Source organism: Corallibacter sp. (genome assembly GCF_048381695.1).
Classification (GTDB): domain Bacteria; phylum Bacteroidota; class Bacteroidia; order Flavobacteriales; family Flavobacteriaceae; genus Corallibacter; species Corallibacter vietnamensis.
In genome coordinates this window covers 83,483-98,464 of sequence record NZ_JBLXHI010000003.1, presented here as the reverse complement: position 1 = coordinate 98,464, position 14,982 = coordinate 83,483, and the positions used below count along the sequence as shown (strand labels likewise).

Below are 14,982 nucleotides of genomic sequence, written 5' to 3'. Positions count from 1 at the left end.
CTACTACTCTATTCTATTCCTAACAAGCTTTTCTGAAATAATTTAAATATACGTGTATATTCATCTGTCCAGCTGCTAGGCTCTACAAAACCATGGCGCTCTACTGGATAAATTGCCATTTCCCAGTTTTCTTTTCCTAATTCTATCAAACGTTGAGATAATCTTACCATATCTTGAAAGTGTACGTTATCATCAATCATACCGTGTAAAATAAGTAAATCACCTTTTAATCCGTCAGCAAAGTAAATTGGAGAACTTCTTTTATATGCAATACTATCAGTTACTGGTGTATTAAGAATTCTTGCTGTATAACCATGATTATATGCCGCCCAATCACCTACTGATCTAATTGCTGCTCCAGCCTTAAAAGTATCAGCTGCATTAAACATTCCCATTAGAGTAATAAACCCACCATAAGAACCGCCATAAATACCTACTTTATTTTTATCTATTCCTAAATTAGAAATTAAATACTCGGCGCCATCAACTTGATCAGACAAATCCTTTCCTCCCATATGACGGTATATACCTGTTCGCCAATCACGACCATAACCAGCGCTAGCTCGATAATCTATATCTAAAACAGTATAACCATTATCAACTAAAAGATTATGAAACATGTACTCACGATAATAAGAACTCCACCACTTGTGAGCATTTTGTAGATAACCTGCTCCATGAACAAATATAACTGCTGCGTTATTTTTTACTGAAGATTTTGGCTGATATAAACGTGCATGTACTTGAGCTCCATCATCAGCTTTAAAGGTAATAACTTCTGGAGCTCTCCACGCATAAGTATTAAATGCTTTTGTGGTTGATTGTGTAACTTGCTTTAGTGTTGTTTCTCCTTTAGCATACACCGGATTTTGTTTCACATAGAGTTCTGTTGGCTTATTTGAAAAAGAATATAATATTGCCATTTGTTTTTCATCTGGAGATAACACAACATCATTACGCCCTACATTTTCTGTCAACTGTTCATGTTTTCCTCCTTTAATAGGCATAGTATAAAATTGCCTATCACCAGGATGATTCTTATTTGCAGTAAAATACCATCTAGTTTTATCGTTTGATATTTTTGGGTTATATATTTCAAACTTTCCAGATGTAAGTGCTTTAGTTTTCAGGGTTGATACATTTGTAGTATATAGATGTGCATATCCAGATTTTTCAGACATAAACCAGATATTTTCATTATCAGGCATCCAACCAAGTGATAAATTACTAAACCAACCTATACCAGGACCTGCAATCCAAGCTTCATCATGCTGATGGTCAACATTTTTTATTGTTCCATTATCTAGATTTAATAACGCAATCCACCTATCCTTATAGTCATTTGAAGTAATATTAATTATAGCTTTACTTCCTGTAGTATTCCAATAAGGTTTTGAAATATATTCTATCCTATTTTCATTAACATAGGTTTTATCTGGATAATCTTTAGTGTATTCTGGAATGTAATCTAATCCTTCAAGATTATCTAATAACACAGGATATGTTTTTCTATTTTTTATATCATAAATATGCATTTCGTAAATACTTTGCTCGTCACCTACTTTAGAACGTGTATTTTCGTCTTCAGTATAACCAGACTCGGTTACATAATGAGGCATAATCGTTCTCTTATTTTTGGCATACTTTACAGTAAGATAGGTCACATAATTTCCGTCAGGACTCATTTGTTGGTTTCTAATAGAGCGTCCTTTTGTGTCAATTTCTAATGGTTTTTTAACTTCATATCGTTTTAATAAGCTATCACGCATATCTGCTTTTGCTTTTCGCTCTTGAAGCACTGTAAACATTGCTAGTTGATCTTCTTTTAACCATGCATCTTTTTCTGTATCTTTTGCTTCTCCTTTTATTTTTTTAAAATTTGTTACCTGCTTTATCTCTCCGGTCTTTAATGTCCAAGTAAACAAATTTCCATTTTTCACATATGCAATTTGAGTATCATTTAAAGTGAAATGCGGATTTGATTCTCTTTCTAGTGTTTGAGTGATTCTTGTCGTTGAATTGGTTTTAACATCTGTAATATATATGTCACCGTATTTTGAATAAACTTTTTTTGTTCTGGATGCATTAAAAACTGCATAGCTAGCTGGCAAATTATATTCTGTTTCAAAATCAACTTTTGATACTTTATCAGTCTTAAGATTGTATACATATAGTGAATCACTAAAAGCATTATCAGGGTTCCAATCAAAATACACATTATTATTATCATACCATTCAGGATTAGAAGGTAAATGACCTATAAAATCATTGCCCTTCATAATGGTTTCTATTTGTAAGGTAGATGTGTTTGTGTTTTGAGAAACAGCCACAGCAGTAAATAAAGATATCAGAGTTAAAAAAAAGTGGTTTTTCATCTTGAATGTATAATCAGATTTATGAGTTAACGAAGTTAATCTTAATTTCTATGGAATTCAAACGAGAATTATTTTTAAGAGCAATCACCTATGAACAATTGTTAATAAAAGAGTACGTTATATAAAACTTTGCTTTCAACTATTTTAATATATCTCGTATTTTTGATGGTAACCAAATTTCTTTTAGAATATGCGCATTGAACAAGACATTAAGTTAGGATTTAAAGATGTAATGATAAGACCTAAACGCTCTACATTAAAAAGCAGGTCTCAAGTAAGTCTTGAGCGCTCCTTTACTTTTTTGAATAGTACAGCGACATGGACTGGAGTACCTATAATGGCAGCTAATATGGATACTGTTGGAACTTTTGAAATGGCTTTAGCATTATCTAAACAGAAATTATTTACAGCCATTCATAAACATTATACAAATAATGAATGGCAGGCTTTTTTATCTCAAGCACCAAAAGGAATTGAAGATTTTATTGCAGTGAGTACAGGTACAGGCACTAAAGATTCTGAAAAACTTGCTGCTATATTTACCAATAATCCACAACTTAAGTTTATTTGTATTGATGTAGCCAATGGTTACTCTGAACATTTTGTGAGTTTTGTAAAGCAAACGCGAAAGCAATATCCTGACAAAGTTATCATTGCTGGAAATGTAGTAACAGGTGAAATGGTTGAAGAATTATTATTAGCTGGTGCCGATATTATTAAAGTAGGTATTGGCCCTGGAAGTGTTTGTACTACCAGAGTAAAAACAGGTGTTGGCTACCCACAACTATCTGCTATTATTGAATGTGCTGATGCCGCTCATGGGCTTGGTGGACAAATTATAAGTGATGGTGGCTGTACAACTCCTGGTGATGTTGCTAAAGCTTTTGGTGCTGGCGCAGACTTTGTTATGCTCGGTGGTATGTTATCTGGTCATTCTGAAAGTGGCGGCGAACTTGTTACAAAAAACGGAAAACAATACAAGCAATTTTATGGCATGAGCTCTTCTACTGCTATGGAAAAACATGTTGGTGGCGTAGCTGAATATAGAGCAAGTGAAGGTAAAACTGTTGAAGTTCCATATAAAGGAGCTGTTGCGAATACACTACAAGACATACTAGGCGGTATAAGAAGCACTTGTACTTATGTAGGAGCTGAACGCTTAAAAGAGCTTACAAAACGTACAACTTTTATACGAGTTGCTGAACAAGAAAATCAGGTTTACAGCTAATTTTTTTGGGCTACTTTAGGAAGTTCAATTAAACTGTCATAATCTATTTGAGAAATTTTTTCTCCTGTTTTCCAATCAATTAGACCCCATTTGTTATTCTTCTTGGCTGCAAGGTAGTTTTTGTTATCAACATTTACTTTTCGTAAATCATCATAAATACAAGGTATTGTTTCTTTTGCAGCCTCAAAATAGCTCCATGTAGACAAGTAAACACCTACTTTATTATTTTTATAGACTTTGGTATAACTAGCATTCCAACCAAAAAAATCTATTTTATCGTAGTTATACGGAATTAACTCTTTAAAGGCTCCATTTCCTAAATCTTGAAACATTCCCCACTTTTTAGAAACTGTATTTCTTGCTAAAAAAACACCATCACCATTTGTATTATCAATAACAATAGTATCGGCTTTTAAGCCCATAATTCTATTATAATTTTCATCATCAGTATTTATGCTACAAGTTTGCAAATCTTGTAGGTATGCATATGTACTTTCTGGTATAATGTTGCTTGTATTCCAACTACTTATTTGTAAATGAAGTGTACTTAAATTTTTTAAAGACTTTACTTGTTCTGGAAACTTATCTATTGGTGCATAGATTTTTAAAGTTTCTAATTTTGAAAGTTTTGAAAAATCAACTTTTTCAATGTCTTGAACAAAACCTTCACAATCAGTAATACTTAAATGTTTTAATTTATTATCATCATTGAGTGTATTTATAAATAGTACACCTTTTTCTTTAGACAAGGCACTCTTTAACGATAGTGATTCTAAATTTTTAAGCTTTGATAAATTCAAATATTGATTATTAAAATCGCTATCAAGTAATTCTAAATGCTTGATAGTTTTAAGTTTTGAAATGCGTTTTAACGAAGCTTTGTTTATAATACTGTTATGTATTTTTAATACCTGAATACTCCTAAAATCATTAAACAGTTTCGCATTGACTGAATAAGTGAAACCTTCTTGATTGGTTAATTTTAAATTTTTTAAGCTTATCAGATTTCTAAAAAACTCATAATCGGCTTTTAATAGGTTTTGGTACAGTTTAAGTTCTAAACTATTAATTGTGTTAAAGTCAAATAGTTTCTTCGGAATGTATCCGTATTTTCCTCGATATTCTAATTTTAAAGTATCAGCCTTAATTTTTTTAGTGCATTTAGGAAAAAATGAAGCTATATTTTCTGGAACATGATTATAAAAAACAGAACTATAACTTATGGATTCAAGTTGTAAGCCACATAAATTATTAAGATTGGTATTGTGGGTGTTTTCATCAAAAAACTCTAGTGATAACTTTAACCGTTTTAGATTTTTATACTGCTTAAAATTGATTTTAGAAATATCCTGAATAGTTCCAGATATATGAAGATTTTCTACTTGTTCGGGTGCTTCATTTAAATCATAATAATGATCATATTCACTGTCTTTTTGTGAAAAAGCAAATGAAAAAAACATTAAAAATAATATCATCACATAGTACCTCATAAAGCTTTTTATATTTAAGCTTAAAATTAATTATCTGAACTAGCATTATAAATACCTAATAATGGGTATATATCATTATAAAAATACGGCATTTGTAACTGTATAGAAATACTCAATATGAGTATATTACAATAAAAAAGCACTCAATATTGAGTGCTTTACTTTTTAACAAATCTAGTTTTTAATAACTTTAAATGTTTGTTTTGATTTTGTGGACGCATTAATAATCTCTATCATAAAAATACCTTTATTAAGGTGCTGCACATTAATACTATTACGACTCTTTGATAAGTTACCAGAGCCTAAAAACTGACCTGTAATATTATATAAGTTATATGTTGAACTTGTATTAAGACCTTTTATAAAGAGCTTCTCTTTTACAGGGTTTGGATATATTACTAATCCGTTATCTATATTAGTATCATTTACTGATAGAGTTGAGCAATCTTCACTAAAGACAGTGTGACTATCAATAAGAGTCCAATTTGCTGTTGAATAATCTTCATCATCAACTTGAACACAAGTTAAAGAAGGATTGTTAGTCGTATTTATTCCTTGAATTATCGTGTTATTACCATTTCTTAAGTTTAAGCTAGACATGTTATTAGAACTGCAACTAAAAATTCTTAATGATGTATTCATGCTTAAATCTAAACTTGTTATATTATTTGCAAAACAAGTTAAATGCTCTAACGATGTTAAAGTGCTTGTGTTTAAACTTGATAAACTATTATTAGAACAATTTAATTGTACCAATGACGTGTTGTTAGATAAATCAAGAGCTGTTAGGTTGTTATAGTGGCATTGTAAATTCTCCAATGCAACAAAATCTTCAATTCCGGTTAAATCAGAAATATTTCTTGCTGCTATTAAAAGATTTGTAACACCACTAATATTATGTGTTAACACATAGTCATCTAAAACATCGTCATATCCTAAATCTATTAAACGTTGCTCAAAATTATCATCAGGAACATACGTTTGTGGGAAAGTTGCAGCTGTCAATTTAGTATATTCGTGAGGAAGACTTCCATTTACTCCTGTAAAATTTGTTTTAATAATATAAGTGTCATTAGTTGAATCATACTCAAACATTACTCCTAAATTATTTGTACCGCCTTGCTCTGTCATTGCGTAAATTTTATTATTTGGAGCTAGTAATAAATTACTTATTTCATGACTTCCTTCGCTAATAGTAACTGCAGAGAGGTTATCTAAATCTAAATCATACTTGAATATATAAGTGCGATATGGACCAGAACTGCTGCTGACTGAAACATATATCTTACCATTTGTAGCTTGAATAAGCCCGCCTTTAAGATTAGCACTACCTGCAAATTGTTCTTTAGAAATAAATGTATCTGTAGTTAAATCATATTCCAAAAGGTGCCCGCCTCTATAATCCCCATAACTAGAATCATAATACCTAGAAGTTACTACATAAAATTTACCGTTATCGGCTTCTATTAAACTCCCTTGAGGCAGTCTAGCACTAGAAAAGAAGTCTCTTTTCTTTGTATAAACTTCTGTGGTTGTATCAAACTCAAAAAGAACACCAGTATTATTTAATCCACCTCTTAATGTAACCCCATACAATTTGCCATTTGATGCTTTTAATAATTTGCCTCTTGGGTTACTACCATTAGTTGTTCCATCAAAATCAAGTTTTTTAACTAATGTGTTGTTGTTAGTATCAAACTCAAAAAGAACACCGTAATTATTAGAACCACCATCATAAGTCATACCATACAACTTACCGTTGTCAGCCAAAGTTAAACCACCATATGGTGTTGATCCAGTTGTTGCATTATCAAAGTTAACTCTTACCGTATATGTATTTGTTTGTAGATTATATTCAAACAAAACACCGTTACCATTTGAACCACCAGCAGTACACATTCCATAAAATTTACCATTACTTGTGTAAACTAAATCTCCTGTTGGAAATGCCCCATCTGTATTTTGAAACGAATAAATAACCTCATGATTATTACCATTTTCATCTGTTTTAAAAATAGTCCCAAAGTCATTATCTCCACCTGACCTAGTCATTCCCCAAAGCTCAGTTACCTGACTATAAGTACTATTTACAACAAATAGTGTTAGAATAAAAAGTAATAGTTTTCTCATAATTAAATATTAATTGATTAAGGCTTATCTAAATTCTTAATAAATATTTTCCTACAAAATTAACACTAGTCCTTTTTTTGTAAAATACTCAAATTGAGTATTTTTGATAATAAAAACAGCTTTATGCTACTGGGAGTTATTTAATTGATATAAAAAAAGCACTCATTTTGAGTGCTTTTTTTATAAGTATATTGTTTTTTACTTTAAATTACTAAAGCTTTGATGTATGATATTTTACAAGTCCTTCAATAGGTCTTCTTACAATATTCCCAACTTTAAATCCAAATTCTTCAGCGACTTCATGTATTTCACTTTCAGAAAAGAAAGCTATAGATCCTGCAAAATGAACTGGATTGGTTTTAATTTCTTCTTTAAACTGCATAACCATATTGGTTATAAAAACTCTCAACCCTTTTTTTATTAGGTTTTTAGCGTATTCAGAATCTTTATTTAAAATCATAAATTCTGCAAACGTAGCTAAATATGCATTAGGGTTAGGTTGTTTATATAGGTTATATTTTATGTAATCTGCTTCTAAATTGTATTTTCCTGCAAAAGAAACCTTAAGGGCTTCTGGCATTTGATTAAAGTAATAATCGCGGATGAGTTGTTTTCCGTAATAATTACCAGAGGCATCATCCATAATGGTATAACCTAAAGAGTCTACACGTTGATGCAATTGCTCTCCATCAAAATAACTACAGTTAGACCCTGTTCCTAAAATACATACAACTGCGGCTTCGTTATCAGAATTAATGGTTGCTCTTACTGCCGCCAATGTATCTTCATTAACTTCAACAACTGCATTGACAAATACAGATTCTAAAACTTCCTTTAATAATAATCTTGGTTTTTCAGTACCACAACCAGCACCATAGAAAAAAACATGAGTTACCTCATCTCTATGAGGTTTCAATTCTTTTATTCCTTTAATGATTTTATTAAGCTTTTTGGTTTTTAAAATCGCAGGATTTAATCCTTTTGATCTTATTTTTTCTAAAAGTTGCTTTCCATTATTATCAACAGAAATCCAATCACATTTTGTTGAGCCACTATCTACAATTAATATCATATCTAATTTTATAAAAAAACCGTAGCCTATAATAAACTAATTATAAACTACGGTATTAATATTTAATTTAAAGTAAGTTTACAATTATAGACTATACACGTGCTGTGCTAAATCTACTAATTTGTTTGAGTATCCAAACTCATTATCATACCAAGAAACTACTTTAAAGAATTTTGAATTTAACTCGATAGCTGCTTCAGCATCAAAAATACTTGTTCTTGCATCACTAACAAAGTCTTGAGAAACTACTAATTCATCAGTATATCCTAGAACTCCGTTCATAGCATCTTCAGAAGCTGCTTTAAATGCTTTTTTAATTTCTTCTAATGAAGTTTCTTTTTCGGTTCTGAACGTTAAATCTACAACTGATACGTCAGCTGTTGGAACACGAAATGCCATTCCTGTTAATTTTCCGTTTAATTTAGGAATTACTTTACCTACAGCTTTTGCTGCTCCTGTTGATGCTGGAATAATGTTTAACAATGCGCTTCTTCCACCTCTGTAGTCTTTTCTAGAAGGACCATCTACAGTTAATTGAGTTGCTGTTGTTGCGTGAACAGTTGTCATTAAACCTTCTTCTATACCAAAATTATCATCGATAACTTTTGCTAAAGGAGCTAAACAGTTAGTTGTACAAGATGCATTTGACACAATATTATCTGATGCTTTAACGTCTTGGTGATTCACACCCATAACAAACATAGGTGCATCTTTACTTGGTGCAGAAATAACTACTTTTTTCGCTCCTGCATCTAAATGATATTGTGCTGTATCTAATGTTGTAAATATACCTGTACATTCTGCTACTACATCTACACCTGCTTCATCCCACTTTAGGTTTTTTGGGTCTCTTTCTGCAGTAACTCTTACTGTTTTACCATTTACTACTAAGTGGCCATCTTTAACCTCTATTGTTCCATCAAATTTTCCATGTACAGAGTCATACTCTAATAAATATGCTAAATGCTCTACATCTAACAAATCATTTATTGCTACCACATCTACATCTGGTCTATTTACTGTAGCTCTAAATACTATTCTTCCTATTCTTCCGAATCCGTTAATTCCTAATTTTAATGTTGACATATTCTATTTTTAAGTTATGTGGTCATGATATCTGACACACGAAGTAATTCTAAATTTATTTTTGATTGTCCTTTTATAGCTTGATCTAATGGTGTTAATGCCATTTTATCATTAAGTAAGCCTACCATAAAATTGCTTTTTCCTTCTAACAGGCTTTCTACTGCTTTTACTCCCATTCTACTTGCTAAAACGCGATCAAAGCATGATGGAGATCCGCCACGTTGCATATGCCCTAATACTGATACACGTGTTTCATATTCGGCCATATTTTCATCTACATAGTCTTTTAGCTCAAAAACATTTTTACCTATTTTATCGCCTTCTGCAACTACAACGATACTTGATGATTTTCCTGATTGTTTACTGCGTCTTAAAGACTCTAAAAGTCTGTCTAATCCTAAATCTTCTTCTGGGATTAAAATTTCTTCAGCACCAGCTCCAACACCTACGTTTAATGCTATGTGACCAACATCTCGTCCCATTACTTCTACAAAAAATAATCTGTTGTGAGAACTTGCTGTATCTCTAATTTTATCAATTACTTCAACAACAGTATTAAGCGCCGTATCATAACCTAGCGTATGAGAAGTACCATAAATATCATTATCAATAGTTCCTGGTATACCCATTACAGGAAAGTTGTATTCGCTATTAAAAATCATAGCTCCTGTAAATGTACCATCTCCGCCTATGGTTACTAAAGCGTCTATGTTGGCTTCTTTAAGTTTATCGTAAGCTTTTTTGCGTCCTTCTGGGGTTCTAAATTCGTTAGATCTTGCTGATTTTAAAATGGTACCTCCTTTATTTATAATGCCTTTTACACTACGAGCATCCATTTCTTTAAAGTCGCCTTCAATCATGCCTTGGTAACCTCTATATATACCAACACATTCTATTTGATGATAGGCACAAGTTCTTACCACAGATCGTATGGCAGCATTCATTCCTGGTGAGTCACCACCAGAGGTCATAACACCTATTTTTTTTATTGTTTTTGACATGTATTTCTAGTTTGAGTAGTAAAACTAATAAAGAAATTATATAAACATAGTGCTATTTCATATAATTTAACAATCAAACAAAAACTCAATCGTTTTCGTTAATAACTAATTAGTTTTAGCAATAATAATGAAGTGTTTTAAGTTAAAATCTGAATGAAATTTTAATCTTTATTTTCTTTTTTGAAACCGATATATGAAGGTAGTTTTTCTTCTTCTTCAGCTTCTTCTTTTTGCTTTTCTTCTTCTACTTTAGCTTTACCTTTAAATATAATTTGAAGTAATTCTTTAAATGTATCAAAATCTACATTGTAAGAAATACCTAACCCTTGAGTGTAGCCTATTTCTTCTCCAAAATTTCTAATACTATTTTCTCTATTAAATACTTTTGCGGTAAGTGTTCCTTCTTCATTTAATAAAAAGTCTATTTGTACATCACCAGCAATTACGGTTTCGCTAACTCCACCAACGGGAACTCCTACTTTACCGTTTATTAATACACGATCTGTAATATTTGTTTGTAAAGTTACACCCAGTCTATCATCAGTTTGATATTCTGGTGTGTTTGCTCCTGCTTCGTAATTAAGACCTATATTAACTTTATTATTACCATCAGATAAAATTCCGTTTACAATACCGTTAAGTCGCTCTGTTATGGTTCCTGTAAAGTTCACATTTGATTTGTTAGAGAATGAACCGGTAGCTAATAAAAATAAGGCTTGATTATCTCTATCTTCTTTAGATTCTAATCTATAAGCTAATTCTGATTTTACTGTAGAGCTTAAGTTAGGAAAACTAAAATCGAAATTGATATCTGGTTTCTCTAACTGACCTGTTAGATTGGTTTCTAAATGAACAGGTATGCTTCTGTTTATTGGATTATCTAATAATGGAGATGGATTTGCATTGGTTTTATAAATAGCTTTTAAATCTATGTTGGCCTTTAATGGATCTCCATTCCAAGCTATAGATCCTCCAGGTTCAACTGTGAATTCTTTTTGCACTAAACCTCCATATAAAAAGTTGTATACACCTTCTACTACTGAAAAATCTCCGTAAATTTTAAATTTACCGTTTGTGTTTATATCTAATAGAATTCCTCCAATACCACGACCACGTATAGTACTTCCTGATGTTTTATCAATAACAATCTCTATTTCGGCATCTTTGGTTATATCTAAATCAAAATCTAGTTCTAAACCTGATACATCTTTTATTCGTATTGCTTCTCCTTTTTGTTTGGCTAGTTTTTCTTCAGGTGTTAAGAAGTGAATAAATGAATTGTCACCAAAAGATTCGGAGTCATTTAGCGGAATTACAAATACTGTATTAGGTTTTGTTTGTGCTATTACATCTATAACCAATTGTTCTGTAGGCCCTTTTAAGCTAGCATAACCATCAATAAAAGCAGTACCATAATATGGAAGATCTTCATTTTCTTCTGTATCTAAAACAAGCATATTATTTGCTCTTATACCTAAATCTAAATTCCAATTAGAAAAGTTAATATGGCTAATTGAACCGTCTATCCAACCTTTTGTATTATACTTGGTATCTGTAATATCAATATTATTGAAAATAAAACTTTGATTTTCTAAAGTTACCGATGAGGCTTGAGCAAAATCAAAATCTACGTTTAAAAAAGGAACAGTTAGCCCGGAGTTATTTAAAGTTAGTTCACCATTTATATCTGGCTTACTTAAATCACCGCCTAGATTTGCGGTTCCTGTAACAAATCCTCTAATATTACTTAATATACCATCTAGGAAAGGATTTAGAGGTTTCAGATTAAAATCTTTAAAATTTAAAGCGACATCTATAGATGACGTTGCTCCAGATACATTTATATTTCCTAATGCTCTAAAAGATTCTGATACATCATCTTTAATTTTGGCATTAACTTTATAATTTGTTAAATCCTCATTACCTGTTATTTGGGCGTCAAATGAGCCTAACAGTAAATCATTAACCTCTAAATCATCTATAGTAATTGTTGAGTTTGGTAAGTAACTACCTTTTTCTTGTAAGATATCTAGCTTACCGTTTACATTTCCTTTTAGCTTTAGGCTATCTATTTCTGGTGTTATTTTAGCTAAATCTACATCTTTAAAATCAAGCTTTATGTCTTTATATGTTGAATCTCTTAAAACACCAGACAGCTTGATTTGTTCTTGGTTATGACTCATCATAAACGAGTCTATTTTAATGGAATTAAACTTGTTATCAAATACAATTTTGTTGTACTTGTTTCTGTTTTCGTTTATAATCCATTTATTGTTTTTAAATGTCGCATCAGATTTTTTAAACCCTATTACTGATTTATTTTCCTCATTTATAGTATGGTAAAAACTTAAGTTATAAACATCTCTGTTTTTTGCTCCTCCTTGAAATTCTGACCTAACAAAAAGTGTATCATTTAGCGTTACATTAATCAAGTTGAATTTAGATATATTGTAATATTTGGTGTTTATACTATCTATTTCTGCATAGGTGTTAAATAATGGGTTTTTATTATCTACTTGAACAGCTATAGATTCAGCAAAATAATCAAAGAGTTTTATTTTTGGAGATCTAAATACTAGGTCAAAAGCTTTTTCATTGCTTTCTACATGACCTCTAATATAAGTGTTTGTTCCTAATTCAATATCAGGAACAAATACTTCAACTATTTTATTATAAATTTTAAAATTGAAATCTATATACTGATTTTCGGCTACTTCATGAGGTTTATAGTTTGTATAAATACTGCCTATGGCGTTTTCAAAAAGTTTGGCGATGTCTTCAAATAGGAATTCACCACTTAATTGACCTTCAATAATATCAGGAGAGTTAACATCTATATATCTTACATTATTTTTTATAGATGATGTAATTTCAAAATCATCAAACTCGTATTTATCGTATTCATTCTCGTAATATGTTTTATTAAATTGAATAGAACCAATCGCATCATTTAGAGATGTTCCTGTCATTTTCATATCAACAACACCTTTAAAAACAGATAAGCTATCGTTTTTAACAAAATTAAGCGCTTTTAAATTGGCATAATCTACTTCAGCTACAAAGTCGAATTTATTTACCTCTTTTGAGACATCAGCCAATCCATTAAATTTTAGTTTAAGATTTTTATCATTAGATCGTAATCTACCATTATATACATTTTCCTTTAATGTTCCGGATACTTCTATATTTTGATAAACATAATTATTGTAATCTAAACTAAAGATATCTCCTAATAGTTTAGTATTTACATTGGCTTTGGTAAAACCTTTTCCATCTACATCTAGGTTAAGAGATACTTGTTTTAATGTTGGGTCTTCAAGAAACTGCCCCATATCAAAATCAGTAAGTATTACATTACCTACATAAGAAGCATTGTCAATATCATCAATAGAATTCATAACAAGATTAGAATCTATAAACCCTAAATCAGTATCTATTTCTATATCAGCCTTTATGGTTTTTGGTGATATTTCTGATTGCCCAACTATAGTGAAATTTCCAAGCCTTTCAAAAGACGAAGGAATGGTTTCTCCCAACACATTTGGCAATAACGCTTTAAGATCTCTATAATTTGATGATAGGTTTGAGAAATACCCATTCATATGAAAGTTATCATCTTGGGCATTAAAAAGGTTTTTAAAAGTAATATCGCCATATACGCTACTTCTAGAACTTGTATTAAGACGCAAGTCATCAAGTTTCATATTGTTAAGTGTTCCTGAAACTTTTGTGCTAAATGCAGCTCGCTGGTTTACTCCAAACTCATTGTAAAAAGTATTTAATTCATTTAGAGCAATATCTGCTTTTGTAAATGTAGCGTCTATATTTACTTTGTCTGTAAAGTCTTTTAAGTCTTCACGGTTAAACAAAAACTTAACTTCTCCTTGTAGGGTTGAGTTTTTTGTTTCAATATCTAAATCTTCAAGAAATATATGTTCTGGTGTATATGCAAAATTTGTTACCAAATTTTTCATTTCAAGTCCACGACTATCAAAAAATGCTAAATTATTTACACGCATACTTACATCACTGCCGTTTATGAGAAATGTAGTTGCATTAATATCTATAGCATTAAATTCTAAAATATTAGGGTTTTCAATATTTTCATCTATCAACCTAAAAGTTCCGTCTGTAATTGTAACATCACTAGAAGATAGCAAAAAGTTGCTTTTTTCTTTACTAGGTGTTTCTTCATCAAATCTAGCTACAAAAACATCTAAATTAGTTTCTGAAGCTCCTTTGTATTTCTTTAAATTAAATATAAGGCCTTCTAAATCTATATCACCAAAAGCTAATTTACTATTATATAGATTTTTAAAGTTAATTATAGATGTGTTTAGTTCTAAAACACTAATCAATGTATCTTGCTTGTAATCTCTAATTAGTATTTCTTTTAACTCAACATCGCCATTAAACTGCAATCCTACTCTACCAATGTTTATATTTGTTTTATAATCGCGGTTTATTAAATCTGTTGCATAAGCACCTAGCTTTGTTTGAACTGCGGGTATAGAAAACACCAACACCAATATGATGAAAAGAAGTAGTAAAATTAATACTAGCTTTGATACTATTTTTAAAAATTTTCTGATACGTTTTT

8 protein-coding genes are annotated in these 14,982 nt (G+C 30.8%); 1 reads left to right on the top strand and 7 read right to left on the bottom strand.

Annotated elements, in window-relative coordinates; genetic code table 11:
* Positions 1 to 8: 8 nt before the first annotated feature.
* Positions 9 to 2,375, bottom strand: a complete 2,367-nt coding sequence (locus ACN5J3_RS06665; protein ID WP_418511211.1) for a prolyl oligopeptidase family serine peptidase — start codon at positions 2,373 to 2,375, stop codon at positions 9 to 11.
* 190 nt (positions 2,376 to 2,565) lie between these two features.
* Here ACN5J3_RS06665 and ACN5J3_RS06660 point away from each other — a divergent pair, with 190 nt between their 5' ends.
* Positions 2,566 to 3,603 (top strand): GMP reductase, encoded by a 1,038-nt coding sequence (locus ACN5J3_RS06660; protein ID WP_418511210.1) that lies wholly within the window; start codon positions 2,566 to 2,568, stop codon positions 3,601 to 3,603.
* On the opposite strand, the gene ACN5J3_RS06655 is transcribed toward ACN5J3_RS06660, so the two are convergent.
* The 6 genes from ACN5J3_RS06655 to ACN5J3_RS06630 form a co-directional block, all read right to left on the bottom strand.
* Positions 3,600 to 5,093, bottom strand: a complete 1,494-nt coding sequence (locus tag ACN5J3_RS06655) for a hypothetical protein (protein WP_418511209.1) — start codon at positions 5,091 to 5,093, stop codon at positions 3,600 to 3,602. The genes ACN5J3_RS06660 and ACN5J3_RS06655 overlap by 4 nt on opposite strands.
* A 174-nt stretch (positions 5,094 to 5,267) precedes the next feature.
* Positions 5,268 to 7,223: a choice-of-anchor tandem repeat GloVer-containing protein gene (locus ACN5J3_RS06650; protein ID WP_418511208.1), complete on the bottom strand. Its 1,956-nt coding sequence runs from the start codon at positions 7,221 to 7,223 to the stop codon at positions 5,268 to 5,270.
* Between the two features lie 211 nt (positions 7,224 to 7,434).
* Complete coding sequence (locus ACN5J3_RS06645) at positions 7,435 to 8,295, bottom strand: N-acetylglucosamine kinase (RefSeq protein ID WP_417290998.1); 861 nt, start codon at positions 8,293 to 8,295, stop codon at positions 7,435 to 7,437.
* Positions 8,296 to 8,379: 84 nt separating this feature from the next.
* A complete protein-coding gene (gap, locus tag ACN5J3_RS06640; protein WP_418511207.1) occupies positions 8,380 to 9,381 on the bottom strand; it encodes a type I glyceraldehyde-3-phosphate dehydrogenase in 1,002 nt (333 codons plus the stop codon).
* A 14-nt stretch (positions 9,382 to 9,395) separates the two neighbouring features.
* Positions 9,396 to 10,382, bottom strand: coding sequence for a 6-phosphofructokinase (gene pfkA / locus ACN5J3_RS06635; protein ID WP_417291000.1), 987 nt, complete (start codon positions 10,380 to 10,382; stop codon positions 9,396 to 9,398).
* A 161-nt stretch (positions 10,383 to 10,543) separates the two neighbouring features.
* Positions 10,544 to 14,902 (bottom strand): translocation/assembly module TamB domain-containing protein, encoded by a 4,359-nt coding sequence (locus tag ACN5J3_RS06630; protein ID WP_418511206.1) that lies wholly within the window; start codon positions 14,900 to 14,902, stop codon positions 10,544 to 10,546.
* Positions 14,903 to 14,982: the final 80 nt, after the last annotated feature.

Coding starts and splice junctions, on each gene's coding strand:
- ACN5J3_RS06665 (WP_418511211.1), bottom strand. CDS start 2,375: ATGAAAAACCACTTTTTTTTAACTCTGATATCTTTATTTACTGCTGTG.
- ACN5J3_RS06660 (WP_418511210.1), top strand. CDS start 2,566: ATGCGCATTGAACAAGACATTAAGTTAGGATTTAAAGATGTAATGATA.
- ACN5J3_RS06655 (WP_418511209.1), bottom strand. CDS start 5,093: ATGAGGTACTATGTGATGATATTATTTTTAATGTTTTTTTCATTTGCT.
- ACN5J3_RS06650 (WP_418511208.1), bottom strand. CDS start 7,223: ATGAGAAAACTATTACTTTTTATTCTAACACTATTTGTTGTAAATAGT.
- ACN5J3_RS06645 (WP_417290998.1), bottom strand. CDS start 8,295: ATGATATTAATTGTAGATAGTGGCTCAACAAAATGTGATTGGATTTCT.
- gap (WP_418511207.1), bottom strand. CDS start 9,381: ATGTCAACATTAAAATTAGGAATTAACGGATTCGGAAGAATAGGAAGA.
- pfkA (WP_417291000.1), bottom strand. CDS start 10,382: ATGTCAAAAACAATAAAAAAAATAGGTGTTATGACCTCTGGTGGTGAC.